Annotated in this window: 18 protein-coding genes; 15 read left to right on the plus strand and 3 right to left on the minus strand. The window is 52.6% G+C overall.

The genetic code is table 11. From position 1 onward, the window contains the following. The first annotated feature begins 43 nt into the window (after positions 1–43). The 15 genes from sufB to NMUL_RS03745 all read left to right on the plus strand — a co-directional run bounded on the left by sufB (position 44) and on the right by NMUL_RS03745 (position 19565). Entirely contained in the window at positions 44–1480 is a 1437-nt protein-coding gene (gene sufB, locus NMUL_RS03675; RefSeq protein WP_011380053.1) for a Fe-S cluster assembly protein SufB, read from the plus strand. After that, positions 1477–2265, plus strand: coding sequence for a Fe-S cluster assembly ATPase SufC (gene sufC / locus NMUL_RS03680; RefSeq protein WP_011380054.1), 789 nt, complete (start codon positions 1477–1479; stop codon positions 2263–2265). Before sufB ends, sufC begins: the two co-directional genes overlap by 4 nt. Further along, entirely contained in the window at positions 2262–3584 is a 1323-nt protein-coding gene (sufD, locus tag NMUL_RS03685; RefSeq protein WP_011380055.1) for a Fe-S cluster assembly protein SufD, read from the plus strand. Before sufC ends, sufD begins: the two co-directional genes overlap by 4 nt. Beyond that, positions 3581–4840 carry a cysteine desulfurase gene (locus NMUL_RS03690; protein ID WP_011380056.1) on the plus strand — a complete coding sequence of 420 codons (1260 nt, stop codon included), beginning with the start codon at positions 3581–3583 and terminating at the stop codon, positions 4838–4840. The genes sufD and NMUL_RS03690 overlap by 4 nt, the downstream gene beginning before the upstream one ends. After that, positions 4840–5322 (plus strand): Fe-S cluster assembly sulfur transfer protein SufU, encoded by a 483-nt coding sequence (sufU, locus tag NMUL_RS03695; protein ID WP_011380057.1) that lies wholly within the window; start codon positions 4840–4842, stop codon positions 5320–5322. Before NMUL_RS03690 ends, sufU begins: the two co-directional genes overlap by 1 nt. A gap of 22 nt (positions 5323–5344) precedes the next feature. Beyond that, positions 5345–5905, plus strand: a complete 561-nt coding sequence (locus NMUL_RS03700) for a NifU family protein (RefSeq protein WP_011380058.1) — start codon at positions 5345–5347, stop codon at positions 5903–5905. 242 nt (positions 5906–6147) lie between these two features. Then, positions 6148–6561: a protoporphyrinogen oxidase HemJ gene (hemJ, locus tag NMUL_RS03705; protein WP_011380059.1), complete on the plus strand. Its 414-nt coding sequence runs from the start codon at positions 6148–6150 to the stop codon at positions 6559–6561. Positions 6562–6662: 101 nt separating this feature from the next. Continuing rightward, positions 6663–7763: a 3-dehydroquinate synthase gene (gene aroB, locus NMUL_RS03710; protein ID WP_011380060.1), complete on the plus strand. Its 1101-nt coding sequence runs from the start codon at positions 6663–6665 to the stop codon at positions 7761–7763. Then, the gene (locus tag NMUL_RS03715) at positions 7756–8877 is read left to right on the plus strand and encodes a deoxyguanosinetriphosphate triphosphohydrolase (protein ID WP_011380061.1); all 1122 of its coding nucleotides are present in this window, start codon (positions 7756–7758) and stop codon (positions 8875–8877) included. Before aroB ends, NMUL_RS03715 begins: the two co-directional genes overlap by 8 nt. A 205-nt stretch (positions 8878–9082) precedes the next feature. Next, a complete protein-coding gene (gene hemE, locus NMUL_RS03720; RefSeq protein WP_011380062.1) occupies positions 9083–10180 on the plus strand; it encodes a uroporphyrinogen decarboxylase in 1098 nt (365 codons plus the stop codon). Between the two features lie 79 nt (positions 10181–10259). Then, positions 10260–10943: a response regulator transcription factor gene (locus tag NMUL_RS03725; protein ID WP_041352815.1), complete on the plus strand. Its 684-nt coding sequence runs from the start codon at positions 10260–10262 to the stop codon at positions 10941–10943. Beyond that, positions 10930–12198: a sensor histidine kinase gene (locus NMUL_RS03730; RefSeq protein ID WP_011380064.1), complete on the plus strand. Its 1269-nt coding sequence runs from the start codon at positions 10930–10932 to the stop codon at positions 12196–12198. The genes NMUL_RS03725 and NMUL_RS03730 overlap by 14 nt, the downstream gene beginning before the upstream one ends. A gap of 389 nt (positions 12199–12587) precedes the next feature. Continuing rightward, entirely contained in the window at positions 12588–15335 is a 2748-nt protein-coding gene (locus NMUL_RS03735; RefSeq protein WP_011380065.1) for a YbcC family protein, read from the plus strand. Next, positions 15332–17224, plus strand: coding sequence for a proton-conducting transporter transmembrane domain-containing protein (locus tag NMUL_RS03740; protein WP_011380066.1), 1893 nt, complete (start codon positions 15332–15334; stop codon positions 17222–17224). The genes NMUL_RS03735 and NMUL_RS03740 overlap by 4 nt, the downstream gene beginning before the upstream one ends. A 679-nt stretch (positions 17225–17903) precedes the next feature. Then, positions 17904–19565 (plus strand): SulP family inorganic anion transporter, encoded by a 1662-nt coding sequence (locus NMUL_RS03745; protein WP_011380067.1) that lies wholly within the window; start codon positions 17904–17906, stop codon positions 19563–19565. A gap of 171 nt (positions 19566–19736) precedes the next feature. Here NMUL_RS03745 and rsgA read toward each other — a convergent pair whose 3' ends face one another. From rsgA to NMUL_RS03760, 3 genes are read right to left on the minus strand one after another with little or no spacing between them, the layout of a single operon-like run. Further along, a complete protein-coding gene (gene rsgA, locus NMUL_RS03750) occupies positions 19737–20678 on the minus strand; it encodes a ribosome small subunit-dependent GTPase A (protein ID WP_011380068.1) in 942 nt (313 codons plus the stop codon). Then, the gene (locus tag NMUL_RS03755; RefSeq protein ID WP_011380069.1) at positions 20675–21016 is read right to left on the minus strand and encodes a 4a-hydroxytetrahydrobiopterin dehydratase; all 342 of its coding nucleotides are present in this window, start codon (positions 21014–21016) and stop codon (positions 20675–20677) included. The genes rsgA and NMUL_RS03755 overlap by 4 nt, the downstream gene beginning before the upstream one ends. A 31-nt stretch (positions 21017–21047) precedes the next feature. Beyond that, positions 21048–22304: a M48 family metallopeptidase gene (locus NMUL_RS03760; protein WP_011380070.1), complete on the minus strand. Its 1257-nt coding sequence runs from the start codon at positions 22302–22304 to the stop codon at positions 21048–21050. Positions 22305–22403 lie beyond the last annotated feature (99 nt).

The raw sequence follows: 22403 nt of genomic DNA on the forward strand, positions 1-22403 counted from the left end.
TATTAATTAAAAGAAAAGACATTCCGATATTGGAGCGAATCTAATGAGTGCAGTACTACAGAATCTGGTCAATCAGCCATACAAACACGGTTTCGTTACCGAAATCGAGTCGGATGTCGCGCCAAAAGGCCTTAACGAAGATATTATCCGGCTCATTTCGACCAAGAAAAACGAACCTGCCTGGCTTCTCGACTTTAGGCTCAAAGCCTATCAACAATGGCTCAAGATGGAAGAGCCGAAATGGCCCAATGTCAAGTATCCGCGGATCGATTTTCAGGCGATCAGCTACTACGCCGCGCCCAAGCCGAAAAAGAAGCTCAGCAGCATGGACGAGGTCGATCCCGAGCTGCTTCGCACCTTCGAGAAACTGGGGGTGCCCATGCATGAGCGCGCGGCTTTGGCCGGCGTGGCGGTGGACGTGATTTTTGACAGCGTATCCGTGGCCACCACTTACAAGCAGAAGCTCGCGGAGGTCGGAATCATTTTCTGCTCCATTTCCGAAGCCGTGCATGCTTATCCCGAACTGGTGAAGCAGTATCTCGGTACAGTGGTGCCCGTAGGTGACAACTACTATGCGGCACTCAACTCAGCCGTTTTTACGGACGGCACCTTCTGCTTCATCCCGAAGGGCGTCAAGTGCCCGATGGATCTGTCGACCTACTTCCGCATCAATACGGAAGAGTCGGGACAATTCGAGCGCACTCTGATCGTTGCCGAGGAAGGGTCGTCCGTGTCGTATCTTGAAGGATGCACGGCCCCCCGGTTCGATACCAATCAATTGCATGCCGCCGTGGTCGAACTGATCGCGCTCGACAACGCCGATATCAAATATTCGACGGTGCAAAACTGGTATGCGGGCGATGAGAAGGGGGTGGGCGGCATATATAACTTCGTAACCAAGCGGGGTCTGGCGAAAGGCGCCAATTCGCGCATCTCGTGGACGCAGGTCGAAACGGGGTCCGCCATAACCTGGAAATATCCGTCCTGCATACTGCAGGGGGAAAATTCCGTGGGCGAATTTTATTCGGTAGCGGTAACTAACAACTATCAGCAGGCGGATACCGGCACCAAGATGATCCATATCGGGAAAAACACCCGCAGCACCATCGTCAGCAAGGGTATTTCGGCCGGGCATTCCAATAACAGCTACCGCGGACTGGTCAGGATTGCTCCCACTGCCAGCGGCGCGCGCAATTATTCACAATGCGATTCGATGCTGATTGGAGACCAATGCGGAGCGCATACCTTTCCCTACATCCAGGTGCGTAACCAGAATGCCAAGGTCGAGCATGAGGCATCAACGTCAAAAATCGGCGAAGATCAATTGTTCTACTTTGCCCAGCGCGGCATCGGCAATGAGGAAGCGGTTTCCATGATTATCAACGGCTTCTGCAAAGATGTATTTCAGCAACTGCCGATGGAATTTGCGGTCGAAGCGACAAAACTGCTTGGATTCAAACTGGAGGGAAGTGTTGGATGATTCATCAGGACAGCAAAACGATTCTGGAAGTAAGCGGACTGCGAGCGGCAGTCGAGGGCGTAGAGATACTCAAGGGCGTTGACCTCGTCGTTAAAAGAGGTGAGGTGCATGCCATCATGGGAACGAACGGCTCAGGCAAGAGCACTTTCGCCAAGGTGCTTGCCGGTCACAGCGCCTATCAGGTTACCGGAGGATCGGTGTTGTTTGAAGGCCGGAATCTGTTCGATTTAGAACCGGAAGAACGGGCGCGTGCAGGTGTATTTCTTGCCTTTCAGTATCCGATCGAGATACCCGGTGTTTCCAACAGTCATTTCCTGCGCCTTGCCTACAATACCCTGCAATCGCAGCGTGGAAAGGACGAACTCGATCCCCTGGAATTCGAGGATTTCGTGCGCGAGAAAATGAAATTGCTGGAGATGAATCCCAATTTCCTGGATCGCGGCGTCAACGAAGGTTTTTCGGGTGGCGAGAAGAAGCGCAACGAGATATTGCAGATGGCGCTGCTGGAACCACGACTGGCTATCCTGGATGAGACGGATTCCGGTCTCGACATCGATGCCCTGCGAATCGTTACCAATGGGGTAAACAAACTTGCAACCAAGGACAATGCAATCATTCTGGTAACCCATTATCAGCGCATGCTCAACTATATCGAACCGGATTACGTGCATGTAATGCGCAGCGGACGCATCGTTAAAACAGGCGGCAAAGAGCTGGCGCTCGATCTCGAAACGCGAGGTTACGACTGGGTAGGGGTTGAGCGACGTGTTTCGGCAAGCGCATGAGCATGAGTCTCGTGAATAGCAACAGTTATCTCGAAAGCCTGCTTCAGGGACAACCGCGGCTGCCGCCCAGTCCTCTCGCCTGGTTTAACCAGCTGCGGGCAAATGCAGTCGATCATGCGGGAAGGCTGAAACTGCCCACAACACGTGATGAGGAGTGGCGTTTTACTGACCTTTCGCCACTCGTTCGCCACTCGTTCCAGCCTGCTCGTGCTGCACCGGCGTTGCAGACCGCTGATGTCGAGCATTTTTCCCTCACGGAAGCTGCTATCAGGCTCGTATTTGTCGACGGCAAATACATGCCGCAACTTTCTACACCGGCAGAACGTCTCGGAAACCGCGGCTTGATCGTCACCAATCTGTCATCAGCGATAACAGCGAATGCAGAGGCAATAGAGCCCCATCTGGGTCAGTATGCGCGATTCGAAGGTAACCTGTTCGCGGCACTCAATACCGCATTCCTGCACGACGGGGCGTTGGTCATCGTACCGCGGGGCGCAGTGATCGACACCCCTGTGCACGTGTTGCTCGTGACAACGCAACCGGAAGTGGCAAGCCATCCGCGCTGTCTTTTCATCGCTGAAGCGGGAAGCGAGGTTACCATTCTCGAGGATTACGTCAGCCTGAATGAGGCAATCTATGTGACCAATGCGGTGACCGAGATCGCCGTGGGAGATAATGCCCAGATCAGTCACATCCGGGTACAGCGCGACAGTACCGAAGCATTTCATATCGGGAATTGTGCTGTTTCGCTTGCGCATGCCAGCCGCTACCGTTCTGTTAGCGTAGCGCTCGGGGCCCGGATTTCACGTTACGATCTGAATACAGCGCTCGCTGCCGAGGGCGCTGAGTGCGTTATCGACGGACTGGCATTGATCAATGGTCGGCAGCTGGCCGATACACACAGTTCCATAGATCATGCCCGACCAAATTGTACCAGCCGTCAATTGCATAAATGCATCGCTGACGGCAGCGCCCACGCCGTGTTCAACGGCAAGATCATGGTTCGTCCGGGGGCCCAGAATACGGATTCCGCGCAATCCAGCCGTAACCTCCTGTTGAATGCGAAGGCGCGTATCGATACCAAGCCGCAGCTCGAAATTTTTGCGGATGACGTGAAGTGTGCACATGGAGCGACGGTGGGTCAACTCGATAGCGAGGAGTTGTTTTATCTCAAGAGCCGCGGCCTGTCCGAAGTTGCGGCGCGAAATCTGCTGACTTATGCGTTTGGTGCGGAGATCATTGATCGTATTCCTATCGCATCGCTCAAATACCGGCTTGAACGGACAGTGCTGGAACAAACCAAAAAAACTGAGCCATGAAAATCATAGATTCCACGCTGCAACCTCAGATTGATTCGACGCTCGACGTCGCACGTGTGCGTGCCGATTTTCCGATTCTGGAGCTTCAGGTCGAAGGAAAGCCGCTGGTCTACCTCGATAATGCAGCCTCCAGCCAGATGCCGCAGCCCGTGATCGATCGCCTGGTGCGTTACCAGACAAGGCAGCACGCAAATATCAATCGGGGTGTGCATTATTTATCCGAAACTGCCACGGCAGAATATGAGGCGGCGCGCTGTAAATTGCAGCGCTTCATCAATGCGCGTGAAGACAGGGAGGTCATCTTTACCAGCGGGACGACAGATTCCATCAACCTTGTGATGCACGGGTATGGACGCAAATTCATCGGCGCGGGTGATGAAATCATCCTGACTACCTTGGAGCATCATTCGAATATCGTTCCATGGCAGATGCTGGCGGAAGAAAAAGGGGCAAGGATACGTGTCGTGCCGATCAACGACGCCGGTGAACTTCTCATCGATGATTATGAGAAGCTTTTCAACGAGCGTACGAAGTTCGTGGGTGTGATGCACGTATCGAATGCTTTGGGGACGATCAACCCGGTCAGGGAAATGATCGCCTTCGCGCATGCCCGCGGTGTTCCGGTGCTGGTGGATGGCGCGCAGGCTGCGCCGCATATGAAAGTGGATGTCCAGGAGCTCGACTGCGATTTCTATGCATTTTCGGGACACAAAATGTGTGGCCCGACAGGCATTGGTATTCTGTACGGAAAAGCGGAACTCCTGGAGCGCATGCAGCCGTTCAAAGGCGGCGGCGACATGATTCTATCGGTGACATTCGAAAGAACCACCTACAATTCCATTCCACACAAATTCGAAGCAGGAACTCCGCCCATTGCAGCCGCTATCGGGCTTGGCGCTGCCGTCGATTATTTATCGAATGTCGGCATCAATGCCATCGCCGCGTACGAGATTGAGCTGCTCAATTACGCAACCGAACAGATACTCCAGATACCCGGAGTGCGCATCATAGGCACAGCAGCGAAAAAAACCGCGGTGCTGTCTTTCGAGGTGGCGGGTGTGCATCCGCACGATGTCGGTACGCTTTTGAATCAGGAAGGCGTTGCCGTTCGTACCGGCCATCACTGCGTGCAACCCGTGATGTTGCGCCTCAAGGTGCCTGCCACTACACGCGCTTCATTTGCGTTTTATAATACAATGGCTGAGGTAGATACTTTCATCGCTGGCATTCGTACTGTGCAAAAGATATTTATTTAATGACTACCAAATCTCTTTATCAAGAAGTCATTCTCGACCACAACAGGAAACCCCGCAATTACGGCAAGCTGGACAAGGCAAGCCATCATGCGGTCGGGCACAATCCGCTGTGTGGCGATCATCTCGATATCGATCTGAACGTTGAAGGGAAACATATCGAAGGCATTGCGTTCCACGGCGAGTCGTGTGCGATCTGCAAGGCGTCTGCATCCATGATGACCACCGTTGTAAAAGGCAAAAGCCTTGGAGACGCAGAGATGCTGATCAAGGAATTCCGTGACATGGCTACGGGCGCCCTCGATCTTGCCCACCCTCACCATCTGGGAAGGCTTACCGTATTTGCCGGCGTACGTGACTTGCCCACCCGCGTCAAATGCGCGATTCTTCCATGGCACACGCTTCACGCAGCGCTCAATTCCGTCAGCACCACCTCAACCGAAGCAGAGGATGATCCCATGCATGCCGCAATAGGGGATGCCTGAGCTTTTCGTCAAGGTACCAAAAATGCCGAAGATTGTTGAAATAGAGGGAACCCCCAATCGAAATGCATTGAAATTCATCCTCAAGGAGCCGCTGACCTGGGGGGTAACACGTTCGTATGATAATGCCGAGCAGGCGAAAGGCGACCCGCTTGCCGAAGCGCTGTTTGACATCGATCATGTCACCAATGTGTTTTATGTAGATCGGTGGATCACAGTGACCCAGGATGGCGCGGCTGACTGGCAAGACCTGGCACGCGAAGTAGCAGATCCTATTCGCGCCGCGCCGGCGGCGGATGCCCAGACAGCCGCTACAATTGCAGCTGCGGGTGCGGAAATTGCAAATTTAAGCCCTGAGGACCAGCAGCGGCTTAATTTGATCAACGAAATGCTCGACGAGGAGATTCGCCCCTACCTTCAGAGCGATGGAGGCGATCTCCATGTACTTGGCCTTGAAGGCAACAGGCTGAGTGTTCACTACCAGGGTGCTTGCGGCACCTGTCCGAGCTCGATTACCGGTACTCTGCGCGGCATTCAGAACATGCTGAGGTCGATAGAGCCCGACCTGGAAGTTGTTGCGGTCTGATATATCTGCCGCGGCATAATCCGGTGCGCCCCGCGACCCCTACGGACGGATGCCACTGTAATCAACCTTCCGGGAAGGGAGGCTTTTTCACTTCTCGAGTCTTTTGGCGGATGTTCATGTTCCTGGCGTCCGGTTAGTGAGCTGTTGTCCGCTTCAATATATTTCAGTATATAGTAGCTGCTTTTTGCACAGCGCTTAGTCCGCACAACTGAACGCATGTGCTGTTTCCGTTCGAAAAGCGTATGCTCTGGGTAAAATCTTTTCACATCGTCTTCGTGGTGGCCTGGTTCGCCGGGCTTTTTTATTTGCCACGGCTCTTTGTCTATCATGCCCTGACCACGGATTCTGCCGGCATAGAGCGCTTCAAGGTCATGGAAAGAAAGCTCTACTATGGAATCATGACTCCGAGCGCGGTGGTGGCGGTCATCCTGGGGCTGTGGCTCTGGCTGGGCTATGGCATTACTGGAGCCTGGTTGCATGCGAAGCTCGCCCTGGTGGTATTGCTGATTGCGTATCACGGATACTGCGGCAGACTGGTGGCCGATTTCAAACGCGACCGCAACCGGCATGGCCATGTTTATTACCGCTGGTTCAATGAAGTCCCGGTACTCATCTTGATCGCTGTCGTGATACTCGTGGTGGTGAAACCGTGGTGAGCAAAGCTTAGTGATAAGTTGTCTGGGTTATCCAAAAGAACCGCCTGCACGCTGTTTAGCGAAGCTTTCAGGCAGATCGCACCTCCTTTCCCATCGCAATAATGGAAACAGTCACTGTTAATCTTGTCTCCACGCCCGCTCAACGCGGTTATCCGATCCATATCGGTGCAAACATCCTGACTCAGCCCGAGCTCATCCTGGATTACCTGGACCAGAAGCGAGTGGCCATTGTCACAAATACTACAGTCGGGCCTTTATATCTCGAAAAGTTTCGTGCGGATCTTTCAGTTCATGGGATGGTTTCGGTTCCAATCGTTCTTCCGGACGGTGAGGAATACAAGAACTGGGAAACCCTCAATCTCATTTTCGATGCTCTCCTGACCCATCGCTGCGAACGCAATACCCCGCTCATCGCCCTTGGCGGAGGAGTTGTGGGAGACCTGACCGGTTTCGCCGCCGCCACTTATTTACGGGGTGTGCCGTTCATTCAGGTACCCACCACACTTCTGGCGCAAGTCGATTCTTCAGTTGGCGGTAAGACCGGAATCAACCATCCGCTGGGTAAAAACATGATTGGAGCGTTTTATCAACCCCAGGCGGTCGTGGCGGATACGTCCACACTCGATACGTTGCCCGATAGAGAACTGCGTGCCGGTATAGCGGAGGTCATCAAATATGGCCTTATTCGCGATCCGGCATTCTTCGACTGGATTGAATCTCATATTGAACTCCTGTTGCGGCGTGATAATTCGATTCTGACCGACGCAATAAAAAGGAGTTGCCAGCATAAGGCAGAAGTTGTGGAAGAAGACGAGCGCGAGAGCGGCATGCGTGCCTTGCTGAACCTTGGACACACTTTTGGCCATGCAATCGAGAATGCAATGGGGTACGGCAACTGGCTTCACGGGGAAGCAGTGGCTGCAGGAACGATGCTGGCAGCCGAGGTGTCACGACGTATGGGCATGATAGGCGAGGAGGATGTGGATCGGGTCCGAAATCTCTATGTGAAGACCGGGCTGCCGGTGATTGCCCCGAATCTCGGTCCGGAAAAATATTTGCATCTGATGGGACTGGACAAGAAAGTACAAGGCGGGAAAATGCGTTTCATACTGCTCGAGAATATCGGTCGGGCGACGGTGCACGCGGACGTGCCGGCTGCGATACTGACCGAAGTTCTGACGGAATGCACGGCTGATGCATGAGCTGGCGGCCTACGCGGTATCAACTGCCAACTCCCGGGGGCGCCGCATTGCGGAAGAAGCCTCTCCCGGTCGCACGCCTTTTCAGCGCGATCGCGATCGCATCATTCATTCCACCGCTTTTCGCAGGCTTGAGTACAAGACCCAGGTTTTCGTCAATCATGAAGGGGATTTGTTCCGCACACGCCTGACGCACAGTCTCGAAGTGGCCCAGATCGGCCGCTCCGTAGCCCGGAATTTGCGCCTGAATGAGGACCTGGTTGAGGCTATCGCGCTGGCGCATGATCTCGGCCATACCGCCTTCGGTCATGCCGGGCAGGACGCGCTGAACGAGTGCATGAAGGAATATGGCGGCTTTGAGCATAATCTCCAATCCCTGCGGGTGGTGGATGTGCTGGAAGAGCACTATGGCGCATTCGACGGGTTGAATCTGTGCTTTGAAACCCGCGAAGGTATTCTCAAGCATTGTTCGAAGAAAAATGCGCTGGAGCTGGGGGACGTTGGTGAGCGCTTCCTCACGAATCGTCGGCCTTCGCTGGAAGCGCAAGTGGCCAATCTCGCTGACGAGATCGCTTACAACAATCACGACGTGGACGACGGCTTGAGATCCGGTCTCGTCACGCAGCAGCAACTTGAGGGAGTCGGCATATTTGCGCGTCATCTGGCAATGGCCAGACAGCAATACCCGAAAATCTCCGGAAGGCGGCTGGTCCATGAAACCGTGCGGCGCATGATCAATACGCTGGCGGGAGATTTGATCAGACAAAGCGCAGTGAATATCGCGCAGGCCAGCCCGGTCACACTGGACGAAATCCGGGCCGCTCCCCCGCTGATCGGATTCAGCAGGGAAATTGCCCAGGAGCAGCAGGAGCTCAAAAAGTTTCTGCGGGAGCATCTTTACCGCCACTACAAGGTATCGCGCATGAGTGCAAAGGCACGGTACATCATCCGCCAGCTCTTTGACGCGTTCAATTCCGATATCCGTTTGTTGCCTCCGGAATTCCAGTCCAGGTATCAGCAGGACAAACATCAGGCTATCGCCGACTATATCGCAGGCATGACGGACCGGTATGCCATTCGTGAATACCGGCGTCTCTTCGTTGTTGAGGAAAGCTGACAGATCATTCCCATTGCTGATCTTTTCGCGAATGGCGTGTGCCTCGTTGGCCATTCATGGTAAGATGAAAGGTTGAAGGGAGCCTAACGGTTCCGGGGACTTGGCAGTTCCAAGACATACATTTCCACGGGTAGCTCTACGGGTAGTTTGAGCATCCGGCTTTTACTGATCGGCTTTACTGATTTTTGCGATTGATTGGGTCTGAATGACAAGATTGAAGAACGATACCCTGCTCAGGGCCCTGCTGAGGCAACCTACTGAATACACGCCGGTTTGGCTCATGCGGCAGGCAGGACGTTATCTCTCCGAATATAATCAGACGAGGGCTCGTGCGGGCAATTTTCTCGCGCTCTGCAAGAATCCCGACTTCGCCACCGAAGTTACGATGCAGCCTCTAGCCCGATTTCCTTTGGATGCTGCCATACTGTTTTCGGATATTCTGACGATTCCTGATGCGATGGGATTGGGATTATATTTTGCGGAAGGAGAGGGTCCCAGGTTCGAGCGCCCCTTGCGCGAAGAGTGGGAGATCCGGGCCCTTACCGTCCCGGATCCTGCTGTTCATTTGCGCTATGTCATGGACGCGGTTTCACAGATACGCAAGACTCTGGATAATCGGGTTCCGCTGATCGGATTCTCCGGCAGTCCGTTTACGCTTGCCTGCTATATGGTGGAAGGAGCCGGCGGGACTGATTTCCGGCAAATAAAAACCATGCTGTACCGCCGTCCTGATCTGTTGCATCATATTCTCGATATCAATGCGCAGGCTGTCACCGCTTATCTGAACGCTCAAATCGAGTCCGGCGCGCAGGCAGTAATGATTTTTGATACCTGGGGTGGCGCCCTTTCCCATGCCGCTTATCAGCAGTTTTCGCTGCGCTACATGACCCAGGTGCTGGCCGGGTTGAGGCGGTATCAGGGGGCTGAGCGTATTCCGAGCATTGTTTTCACCAAGGGCGGGGGGCTATGGCTCGAGAGTATCGCGGACAGCGGGTGTGATGCAGTGGGACTGGACTGGACGGTTAATATCGGAGACGCCCGGCGACGTGTGGGCCACAAAGTGGCCTTGCAGGGCAACCTGGATCCTGCCGTACTATTCGCCGAGCCGGGGGTAATTGCTGCCGAGGTGGAGCAGATCCTTGCGAGTTTTGGCGAAGGCAGTGGGCACATCTTCAACCTGGGACATGGCATATCGCAGTTTACGCCGCCCGAAAATGCGCTTACGCTGGTCGAGGCGGTTCACAGCCTCAGCCGCAGATTTCATCGTGCGGATGCAGAGGGAAACAACAGTTTCGGCAGCTAGCGGATAAACAGAATTTTTCACCTCGAATCTACATGATATTTTGATATTTCTGCAGGTCTGATTGTTTGGAACTCTTCACGTGCGCATACTTATTATTGAAGATGATCGGGCAATAGCCAGTAATCTGTACGACTTTCTCGAAGCTCGCGGGCACAGTGTCGATGCCGCCGCTGATGGGATTACAGGGCTGCATCTTGCGGTTACCCAGCAGTTTGATGGCATTTTGCTGGATCTGGGATTGCCGGGTGCGGATGGTATAACACTATGCCGGAAGCTTCGTCAGGAAGCGCATCTCGATACCCCGGTCCTGATGCTGACAGCGCGCGACACGCTGGAAGACAAGCTGAAAGGTTTCGATTGCGGGGCGGATGACTACCTGGTCAAACCCTTCGCCTTGAAAGAAGTTGAAGCGCGGCTGGTTGCCATGCACAAACGTCGCAAGGGCAAGGTAACCAGTCGAACCCTGGAAACCGAGGATCTTTCCTTCGATCCGAAAACTCTCACAATCCGCTTCGCGGGCGCGAACGTCAAATTGCCGCCGAAATGCATCGGCTTGCTTGCAGTCATCATGAGCGAGCCTGGCCGCGTTTTCAGTCGCAGGGAGCTCGAATCGGAAGTATGGGGGGATGTGCAGGAAACCAGCGATACTCTCCGCAGTCACATGCACGAGCTTCGCCGCGCACTGACGCGCGCTGGGGGCTATGATCCAATCGAAACCGTTCACGGTCTCGGCTATCGGCTTTCCACGCGTGCCCGTAATTAGGCGTGGGCTTCGCCTTCGTGTTGCACTTGCGTTTGCGATATTCTGTATTGTTGTTGTCGGAACGCTGGGTGTCAGTCTGTATATCGCTTCCGATGACATCGAAGAAGCTCATATCGAGCAGATCATCGAAACCGAGATGGATTATCTGCTCCAGCGCTATCGCGAGCATGTGGACTTCGTGCCGCAGGAAGGTTCCAATCTCGAAAAATACATCATCCACGATCCCTCCGAAGAATCTCGCCTTCCTTCCTATCTGCAGGGACTGAGTTATAGGCGGCACAAGGTTTTTCGCGGACCGGAGGAAGTGCGGGTCGCGGTCCATCACGTGGACGGGGTCAAGTTTCTTGTCGCCTATGAAATAGGCCTGCACGAAGCGCGGCAACGGGAATTGAAACTGCTCATCGTCCTGTCGCTCATTTCCGTCGTGGGTGTCGCTGTCGTGGTGGGATATCTGCTGGCCGGAGTGCTGGTCAAGCAGGTGACTGATCTCGCCGAGCAGGTGAGGCATCTCGCGCCGGGTGACATTCAGGGGGAAACGCTTACCCAGCCTGGGCAGGATGAGGAGGTGGCGCAGCTCGCTCGCGCGCTGGATGACTATCAAAGCCGTATAACCCGCATGCTGCGCAGGGAACAGGAGTTTACCGCCAATATAAGCCACGAGCTGCGCACTCCGATTACAACTATCCTGACAAGCTGTGAACTGCTGGTCGCGGAACCGAATCTGTCGGAAAGAGCGCGCATGCGCATCGGCATGATCGAAAGTGCCGCAACCCGCATGGGCGAGCAGTTGCAAGCCCTGTTATTTCTTGCGCGCGAGCAGTCGCTCGGGGTAATGGAACCCGTGGATCTGGCCGAGTGTGTCTACGATGCGGCAGAATCGATATGCGGGGAGATCTATCGAAAGCATCTTACATTCGAAGTCACGGTGGAACCGAAAGCCATGCTGACGCTGAATCGGCAAGCGATTCACACGGCTCTTGTGAATCTGCTGCGCAATGCGGTGCAATATACCAATAGCGGTTTCATACGGGTAAATTTCAAAGGCAATCGTCTTTCCATTTCCGATTCCGGTATAGGTATTGAGCCTTCCTATCTGCCCCTCCTGTATGAACGCTTCTTCCGCGGTTCCACCCAGGGTGAAGGTCTGGGCATAGGGCTTGCCATCGTAAAGCGCATCTGCGACTACTATGGATGGAGCATAGAAGTCGAAAGCATGCCCGGACAAGGCGCGACCTTCCATATTGTGTTTCCCTGACCCTCGTTTTTCCTGGAGAAAGTCATTTCCCTGCAGGTTTCCCTGACTGCGCCGACATAGCGGAAGCTCTACAGTTGCCGCTATTCGATCTTCTGCAAAATCCGCGCTTTGCGGACTATTTCCATCAATTTCTCCTTCCTGAAGACGCCACTTCTTAGTGAGCGGATCGCCGGGATGCCTGTCTCATCCTTTAAGGGTGCTTGTTTAAACTCTGTTTATCGAGGTATTTATCTTCACGAATTCTTCACAGGGCGTGTGTTAATTTGATGGGTGAGTAAATACCTGAGTAAATTCCTCTGTTATTTTAAGTTAATGAATCGAGTTTATTTTAGTTAAAGGGAATCCTATCAACAGGTCAGAAGGCGTCACGAAGAAGAGGAGTAAAAATTATGCCAGCAGCAATAGACAAAGATGAAAATATTCAGAAAGAGGGAAAGAGGATCGAGTTGGTGAAGGATTCTCCAAAACAGTTTGCAGCTTCCGGTGCCGCCGCGGTAAGCGCACAGCCTAACTCGGATAAACTGGCGGATGTCAGTCCTCTGCACGCGGAGCGGACTGTAGCCCAAGCGCAGGAAGCCTCCGTTTCTTCCTTCAATGAAGAGGAAGTGATCCATGACCTGCAGCACTATCTGCCCTCGCAGGCTCCGCTGAAAGACTTTATTCATCATAATACATTACACGCATTCCAGAACTATCCCTTCCATGAGGGAACGCGTCGCGCAAAAAAAATATTCGGATATTTTCCCTCTCTTCAACTTCGTGAATATAGAGACCTGTACGAAGCCGGGCGTATCCGCAAGGATATTCTTGAGCGAGTTATCTCCGAGCAGAAGGGCGCGCAGCATCTGGAGGATTGGATGCAGCGGCTGCTTGAGAAGGAATATGACGATTCCGTTTCCCCACGAATAGGCAAACTGAGGGCGAACTGGAAGCGCCATTATCCTATTGACCTGGACCTGATGGTTCATCCGCTTCTGTTCAGAATCCTGTGCAGCTACCTCGATCAGGGAATTTCAATATGGGGTTTCCCCATAGGGCACAAGGGTTTTCTTGCGGCCTTGAAGGAAATGGAAGAAAAAAGCTTTGCCAGTTTCTTCAAGACGAAGAGAGCTAAAAAGCTTTTGGTGTCTGGAAACTGCAAGATGGCGGATCTGCTGAAGCTCCTGGTGGGGGATGAAACCCTCTATGCGCAGTATCTGTTTGACCAGCAGTTCGCGCACCCGGGTTGGTCGGGCATGGTAGCTTCCGTCGAGGCCCAGCCTGCCTCTCTCCTGAACCCGAAGAACATTACCGTTCATGACCTGGTTGTCTTCGAGCTTTTGCTTGAGATTGACGCGCTCGATTCCTATTTCGGAGAAAGTTGGGAGCCCATTGCCCACATTCTGGAAGAGCGGCCGGAACCTTTGTTCGCCGATGTGCCCGAGACTGAGGTCGATACGGTTTTCTCCCTTTGGCACGATGCTTTTGAGTGGACGTACTATGACCAGGTGTTGACTGGAATCGCTTTGCAGGACAAGACCTGGGAAAGAAAGATCGAAAACAGAAGTTTCCAGACGTACTTCTGTATCGATGACCGGTTGACATCGTTCCGCCGTTACCTCGAGCAGCTGGATCCGGATTGCGAAACGTTCACCACCGCCGGATTTTTTAACGTCGAACTGTATTATCAACCCGAGAACGGCAAGTTTTACACGAAATGCTGTCCCGCGCCGGTTTTCCCCAAATTCCTCGTCAAGGAAATCGGTAACAAGCAGAAGATAAAGAAGGAGGTACATTTTTCCAAGCTCACGCATTCGCTTTTCCAGGGCTGGTTTATCTCCCAAACGATCGGATTCGTGTCGGCCCTGAGGCTAGCCTTGAATGTGTTCAAGCCGGGCTCGATGCCCGCCGGAGCCTCCTCTTATACCCATGTGGACAAGAACGCGACGCTCACCATCGAAAACAAGGACCCGAACGACAAGGAAAACGGTTTGCAGATCGGGTTTACGATTGACGAGATGGTCCAGCGCGTTCAGGGTGTCCTGACCAGTACGGGCTTAAACGGGGTAGATAAAACCTTTGCTCCCATCGTTTACATGATTGGCCACGGCGCATCCAGCGTAAACAACCCTCACTATACCGCCTATGACTGTGGCGCATGCGGGGGCCGCCCGGGATCGGTGAATGCCAGGACATTCTGTTACATGGCCAACCATCCCAAGGTAAGGGAAGCGCTCAAGGAGCGGGGCATCATTATTCCGCCCACTACCCAGTTCCTCCCGGGTCTGCACGACACCACGCGTGACGAAGTCGCCTTCTTCGATGAAGAGATTCTCTCCGAGGAAAACGCTGGAAAACACAGGAGGAATACGCTGGTCATCAATGAAGCGCTCGATCTTCACGCGAAGGAGCGGTCCAGAAGGTTGGTATCCATTGATACCAAAATGAGTCCCAAGGAGATTCATGAGGAAATTCGGAGGAGATCGGTTTCGTTGTTCGAACCCCGGCCGGAGCTCAATCATGCGACTAATGCGGTAAGTATTATCGGCAGACGGAGCATTACGGAAAACCTCTTCCTGGACAGGCGGGCGTCCACGAGCACCTATGACTACCGCACTGATCCTGAAGGTAAGTTCCTCACCATGTCCATGGGTCCCATTGCGTTGGTTATGGGCGGTATCGACCTCGAGTATTTTTTCTCCCGGACCGACAATCACAAAATGGGTGCCGGAACGAAACTGCCGCACAACGTCATGGGTCTGATCGGGGTGGCTAACGGCGCGGATGGCGATTTGAGGACAGGGCTTCCCAGCCAGATGATCGAGATCCACGATCCGGTCCGTCTCCTGGTCATCATCGAACACTATCCCGATGTGGCATTGAAGGTGATCAAGTCGCAGACGGCAAACTATTCGTTTTATGAAAACTACTGGGTGCATTGTTTGGCGCTGCATCCGGACACCGGTGAGCTTTGGCTGTACAAGGACGGTAGTTTCTCGAAGATTTACAAGCCGCTGTTAAACGATCTGGAAACCGTATCGGATCTGAGCGCACTGATGGAACGGGCTAAGAAAGCGGAATCCATCGAAACCCTGGATGCGGTTCAAGAGAATTTACCTGTCTACTTTATCGAGAAGAAGGAGAGAGTGAAAAAATGACGATGCCGCTGCTAACCTCGCTGCTTGGGTTATTCATAATCATCCCGCTGATCGGGTTTGGGCTCACCATGCTCGTGCCGAAAAAGAATGAGGATGCCATTTCCTGGATAGCCTACTCCACTGTCGGTTCGCACATGGTTTTGGCCTGGATATTCCTGGTCCTCTGGCTCTTCAGCGGCTACCCGACGCTCGAGACAATTGAGCTTATCCTGTATAACACGGAAAGTTACAAGTTTTTCATTTCATTCTATTTCGACAAAATTACCGCGGTTTATCTGTTCGTCGGTTCTTTCCTCTGCTTTCTGGTTACCGTCTACTCCAGATGGTACCTTCATCGCGAAAGGGGCTATAAGCGGTTTTTCAACACCATCCTGTTCTTTTTCATCGGCTACAACATCATCATTTTCTCCGGTAATTTCGAGACGCTCTTTATCGGTTGGGAAGTTCTGGGAATCACGTCCTTCCTCCTGATCGGGTTCTACAGGGAGCGGTATCTGCCGGTAAAAAATGCGCTCAAGGTATTCACGGTGTTTCGCGTGGCGGATATGGGTTTGATTCTGGTCATCTGGATGAGCCATCATCTGTGGCACGAAAACATCACGTTCTCCAAGCTCATGCATCCGGAACTGGTTGCACAGACTCTTGAGGGCAACACGACACTGGGGATTTTGATCGGATTGATGCTCCTGCTGGCGGCCGCCGTGAAATCGGGTCAACTCCCGTTTTCTTCCTGGGTGCCCAGAGCAATGGAAGGCCCGACCCCGTCGAGTGCAATCTTTTACGGATCGCTCTCGGTTCACTTGGGCGTCTTTCTTTTGCTGAGAACGTTCCCATTCTGGGAAAATCAGATCGTTGTGGTAGCGCCTGTGATTCTTCTTGGCGTAGGGACTGCCGTAGTCGCGACCCTTATTTCACGCGTACAGTCCTCGATCAAGACGCAGATCGCCTACTCTTCGGTGGCGCAGATCGGCATCATTTTCGTGGAAGTGGCGTTAGGGTTTTATGATCTTGCCTTGATCCATTTGGCAGGAAATGCATTCTTGCGGACGTATCAGCTTCTGGTCTCGCCATCGGCCGTGACCTTCCTGCTTCGCGATCAGTTCTACAACTTTGTTCCAAGGGAATACATCGACAAGCATTCCACATCCAAGCAAATCGAGTATGCGGCCTATATGCTGAGCGTGAAGGAGTTCAACCTCGATTCGTTCATGTATTTCTTCTTCTGGGATCCCGTGAAATGGATCGGCCGGAAGCTGAACCTGGTGTTATCCGGAACGGGTGGTTTCATTATCGCCACCACACTTTTCCTCGTCGGCCTCGCCTGCCTCTACTACGAGCAGTCTTTACCGGTCGGTGTCCAGCAATTCCTGCCGACGCTATTTGCCTTCATCGCCCTGATCGTCGTGCTGAAGTCTTTCTCGGAAAGAATGAGTCCCCAGTTGAGCTGGTACTTCGTCATCATGAATCATCTCTGGGTCGCACTCGCCATCTCGTTTTATGACGAAGTGACGACCCGGGAGATTGTCATTTATATAAGTGGCATCCTCCTTTCAGGCCTTGTGGGATACGCTTGTCTGGCACAACTGAAGTCACTTGAGCCGAAGGTGGATTTGAAGGAACCTCAGGGTCAGGGTCATGTCTATGAATATCCTACACAGGCTTTCATTTTCCTGCTTGCGTGTCTGGGCCTGATGGGTTTTCCTATTACGCCATCGTTCCTGGGGATAGATCTGATCTTCACCCACATTCACACAGACCAGATCGTATTTGCATTCATTCTCGCACTGAGTTTCATCATCGTCGGTCTCTCCTTGGTGAGAATATATTCGCGGGTTTATCTTGGACCTCATGTTAAAACTTACCATGCCGTCCCCTTCAAAAACTCGTGATCATGAAACCATGATGAAAGTGGGAATGGATAGACAGATGTGATGACGAAATGAAAGGCGCCGGCTTGAACCCCAGGAAATCAGAAGCCATGCGAGAGAAATCCCGGGATAAAGTCGGCGCTCAACGGGGTGTGAAAAAGGCTCGGAAAAGGAGTGTTATCAGGAAATAAGGAGGGATCTGAGTAATGAATAATAAGTGAACGCCTCAGAAGGTTTGGGAAGATGTTGTCGCTCGTCCGCGAGGGAAGTATAGAGCATAGACAAATTCATCTCTGATCGACTTAGCGCACGCACCTACGCCTCATCAGAGGCAATAAAAGACAAAGTATGCGAAACCTCACACTTCAAAAGAAAAAAGATGCGGGAGTGTCGTGGGTGTAGAGGGGGAAAAGGGAAATGCAGGATGATACTCCGTACTTTGAGCAACTCCTCTGAAAGGGGATGGAATAAAGTATGAATTTTATCACAAATGTGAAGACGTATGGCGCAGGTCACGAAAACCTGGTGGTTGAGATGAATACACAGGTGTTTTATAGAAGAAAAATACCACGCATGAGGCTCTTCAAACCCTCTGGATAAGCCTGTCCTAAGAAACCTGGCAGACGAATGGAAATTAATGGAAATTTGAGATTTTTTTATTCAGGATATTTAAAAATCCAACTAATGGGAGCTATCACTGATGAGTTCAGCTAATGCATCTACTGCTTCTACCGCTAAACTGACAGTACCGAAAGATGGTCTGGCGGGGATGATGCAGAATTTGAAATACGATTTCACTGCGGGTTTTTTCGTATTCCTGCTGGCGTTGCCTTTGAGCCTGGGTATTGCGAAGGCGGGAGATTTCCCTCCTGCGATGGGTGTTCTTACGGCCATGATCGGCGGGGTGCTGGTCGCCCTCTTGGCCGGTTCGCCGCTTACCATCAAAGGGCCTGCGGCGGGTTTGATTACAATCGTCGCAGGGTGTGTTGCCGAAGTCGGCGGCGGCCCGGAAGGGTGGAAGATGGCCTTGGGCGTCATGGTAGTAGCGGGTGCGCTGCAGGTCGTCATCGGCTTTATGAGAGCAGGTTCACTTAGCGATTTCTTTCCGTTATCCGCGGTACATGGAATGCTGGCTGCGATCGGGCTTATCATTATTTCGAAGCAGGCGCACATCCTTCTCGGAATAGACCCGGCGACACTGGCGGGAATGGGACCCGTGAAGCTGTATGCGCAACTCCCTAATTCCATCATGAATCCGAACGTGCCTGTAGCGATAGTCGGGATACTTAGTCTGATTGTCCTATTTGGGTTGCCGAAGATAAAAAGTCCACTAGTGAAGAAAATTCCAGCTCCAATGGTGGTATTGCTGATAGCTATCCCCGCTGCCATCGCACTGGATTTCAAGGGGACGCAACCTGGACACATACTCGTTCATATTGGCGATTTCTGGAAGGAAATTACTTTCAATGCTGACTTCTCACAGATTGGAACGGGTGCATTCTGGAAATATGTGATCATGTTCCTGCTGGTAGGGAGCCTGGAGTCCTGCCTTACCGTCAAGGCGATTGACAGTCTCGATCCCTGGAGGCGTCAGTCGAATTTCAACAAGGACTTGATCGCTGTTGGCACGGGTAATACGCTTGCTGCGGTACTCGGTGGATCGCCCATGATATCGGAAGTCGCACGCAGCTCGGCAAATGTAGGCTTCGGTGCACGCACCCGCTGGGCCAATTTCTTCCACGGCTTCTGCCTCTTTATATCGATGCTGCTCTTGATCCCTGTGATCGAGATGATTCCGAATGCCGCCCTGGCAGCCATGCTGATTTTCGTCGGCTATCGCCTGGCCTCGCCGCACGAGTTTTTCAAGACCTACAAGATCGGCAGCGAGCAGTTGACGATCTTCCTGGTGACGATTGCGGTGACAGTCGCCAGCGACCTGTTGATGGGTATCGGAGCAGGTATTCTCGTCAAATTCGTCTTCCATATCGTAAATGGCGCATCGCTCGGCAACCTTTTCTCGGCGCGCTATCAATTGAAGCAGACGGGAAATCAGTACTATATGAACGTTCAGGATGCCGCAATATTTTCCAACCTGATCGGCTTCAAGAAAGTACTGGCCAGGTTTGAACCCAAAAAGGAAGTCGTTCTTGACTTCAGCCAGGCAACCCTGGTCGATCATACCTTCATGGAATTCCTGGAGCATTTCGAAGAGCAATATGTCGAAAACGGCGGTACCGTGACGGTGACTGGCTTCGATCGCTTCCAACCTTTCTCAGCCCATCCGCTCGCGGGAAGAAAGGCGAAGAAGGAAAAAGTCAGCGCTACCGCGCCCTCGCTTGATGGTAGCACGTCGAGGGAGTGATGCCTGACCAGCAAACTTCGTAATAAAAGTAATAGAGGCACGGTGGACCGTATCTTCGGTCCATCGTGCTTTTTTTGCTCAGGGAAAAGAATGTATCGCAACTTTTATGATACGCAGTGCCCTGTTTCGTACTGCCTGTATCGAAGGGGGAAGTAAGTGGATTGGAAACCGCTACTGGATTTTTGTCCGGGAGGAAGAAGACGGAATACGATTCGTATTTAACGAAGCGATGAGTTTATGGTAGAGGTCAATGCGACGTACGCTCACCTCGCTCTCCCGCATTGCATTCGCCAATGCGCACCCTGGTTCGCCTGAATGGCGGCAGTTATTGAACTTGCATTTGCCGATGTAGGGACGAAATTCCCTGAATCCCCAAGCGATAGCTTCAATGCTCAGATGCTGCAAGCCGAACTGCTGAATTCCCGGAGAATCTATGATACGGGCATTCCTGTCGAGATGATAGAGCCGCGCATGAGTTGTCGTGTGGCGACCTGCGTCGAGGGTGGGGGAAATGTCGCCAGTGGCACGCTCAGCGTCAGGAACAAGCGCATTGATGATGGTGGATTTTCCCATACCGGACTGACCCACCAGTACACTGAGATTGTCTTCGAGATAGGGCAGCAGGGGTTTTACGTCGTTTCTGGCACTGATAGGCAACAAAGTATAGTCGAGTTCCCGATAGAGTGAGAGTCCGTTCAAGGCAACTTTGCTAGGCCCTAGCAGGTCTGTCTTGTTGAGGACGATCAGAACACTGAGCTGCTGGCTTTCGGCGGCAACCAGGCAGCGATTTATCAGCTCCTCACTGAAGCTTGGGACTGGCGCCACTACAATGATTACCTGCGTGGCATTGGCTGCAATGAGTTTTTCGCGGGAGAGATCACTACGGTATAAAAGGGCGCTACGCGGCAAAATCCTTTCGATAACCCCCTGCTCAGACGCCGTTTGATAGATTTCAACCCAATCGCCGCATGCCGCCCCACTCTTTTTTCCGCGCAACACGCATGTGAGCGTCGATTCATCCGCGGTTTTAACGAGGAAATGCCTGCCGAAGGCCGCTACGATTTCTCCACGAAGGGGAGGGGAGGTAACGGATGGGCGGCCAGGCGATCTCAAATTTGAAAAAGAGTGTCAATTTTCGCGGCGCAAATAAAGTCATTCTCCGACAAACCACCGATAGCATGGGTGGTGTATTCCACCTGACATTTGTTGTAACCGACAGTGATGTCGGGATGATGGTCCTCCCGATGGGATATCCACGCTACAGCGTTAACGAATGCCATTGTTTGATAGTAGTTCTTGAAGCTGAATTCCTTGCGAATCGTTTTTCCAAGATAATTCCAGCCATCGAGTTGCCGCATCAGCTGAGTTATTTCCTCCTGTGACAAAGGAGGCATCGCTCCTTCACAGGGCTTGCATTGTTTTGTAGCGAGATCATCGATAGTGGTATCCATTCGTGCTCCTGCTGATCAATATAGAACAAAGTTAATTATGCGCCAGACTTCTCAACCGCGCTATCCTCAGCGCGGCGGGCGGATGCGAATCATAAAATGCCGAGTGCAGAGGATCCGGCGTGAGGGTCGATGCATTGTCCTGATAAAGTTTCAGGAGCGCGCGCACGAGGTCAGCTGCGGAAGCATGGTGGGCTGCATACTCATCCGCTTCAAACTCGTGTTTGCGCGAGTACAGGCTCCCCAGTGGCTGAAACGGGAAAGTGAACACAGGCATTATCAGGAAAAACAGCAACAACGCCATCGCCGTGGAGGGCACTGTCGCAACCGAGACACCCAATCCCTGGTAAAACCAGCCCTGTTGCATCAGGTAGCCGAGGCCCCAGAGAAACAACAGACTCATGGCGAATGTCCAGGCAATGCGCTTTATGACATGATGACGCCTGAAATGCCCTAACTCGTGCGCTAACACCGCTTCAATTTCCTGTGCATCCAGCCGGGACAGCAGGGTATCGAAGAAGACAATCCTTTTTGTTTTGCCGAATCCTGTGAAATAGGCGTTGCCATGATTGCTGCGGCGCGATCCATCCATCACGAAAAGACCGCTGGACTTGAAGCCGCATTTCCGCATCAGCTCTTCAATCCGCCTTCTCAAGGAAACATCGTCCAGCAGAGTGAATTTGTTGAAGATAGGGGCGATCCAGGTAGGGAAGATCGCCAGTACCAGCAAGTTAAAGATCATCCATGCCAGCCAGGCATAAAACCACCAGTATTCACCCATCTTTTCCATCAACCACAGGACGGCAAGCAGCAGCGGCATGCCCAGCACGATTCCAAGGGTAAACCGCTTTGCCAGATCAAGGAAGAACATGCGCGGCTTCATTTTGTTGAACCCGAACTGCTCTTCTATCACGAAGGTACGATAGTAACTCAGGGGTACGCCAACTACGCTCGCCAGGAACATGACACTCGCGATAAGCGCCACCCCCTGCGTCAACGGATCGCTTGTCCAGTTCGATATAACGGTATGGAGAGTGTTCAGCCCGCCTCCGAGGGTGAGTATCAACAGCAGCACAACATCGAGCAGGATGCTGGCGTATCCGAGACGGGTTTTCGCACAAGTATAGTCAGCTGCCTTCTGGTGCGCCTTCAATGATATCTGTGACGAAAAATCCCGCGGGACCTGATCGCGATGTGAAATGACGTAATCGATGTGCCGTTTCGCCAGCCACATTCGCATAAGCGAAGTGACGGCCAGGACGGTAAGAAAAATGATAGTGAAAGTAGGCATGTGCAAATTGGAGTTGTACTGCCCCAAATCAGGATTACGGTTGAAGGATGACTGATCAATAGTGATATGACACAATTACATGTCGAAAATTCAGGGCGA

The organism is Nitrosospira multiformis ATCC 25196, assembly GCF_000196355.1.
In the GTDB taxonomy this organism is placed as follows: domain Bacteria; phylum Pseudomonadota; class Gammaproteobacteria; order Burkholderiales; family Nitrosomonadaceae; genus Nitrosospira; species Nitrosospira multiformis.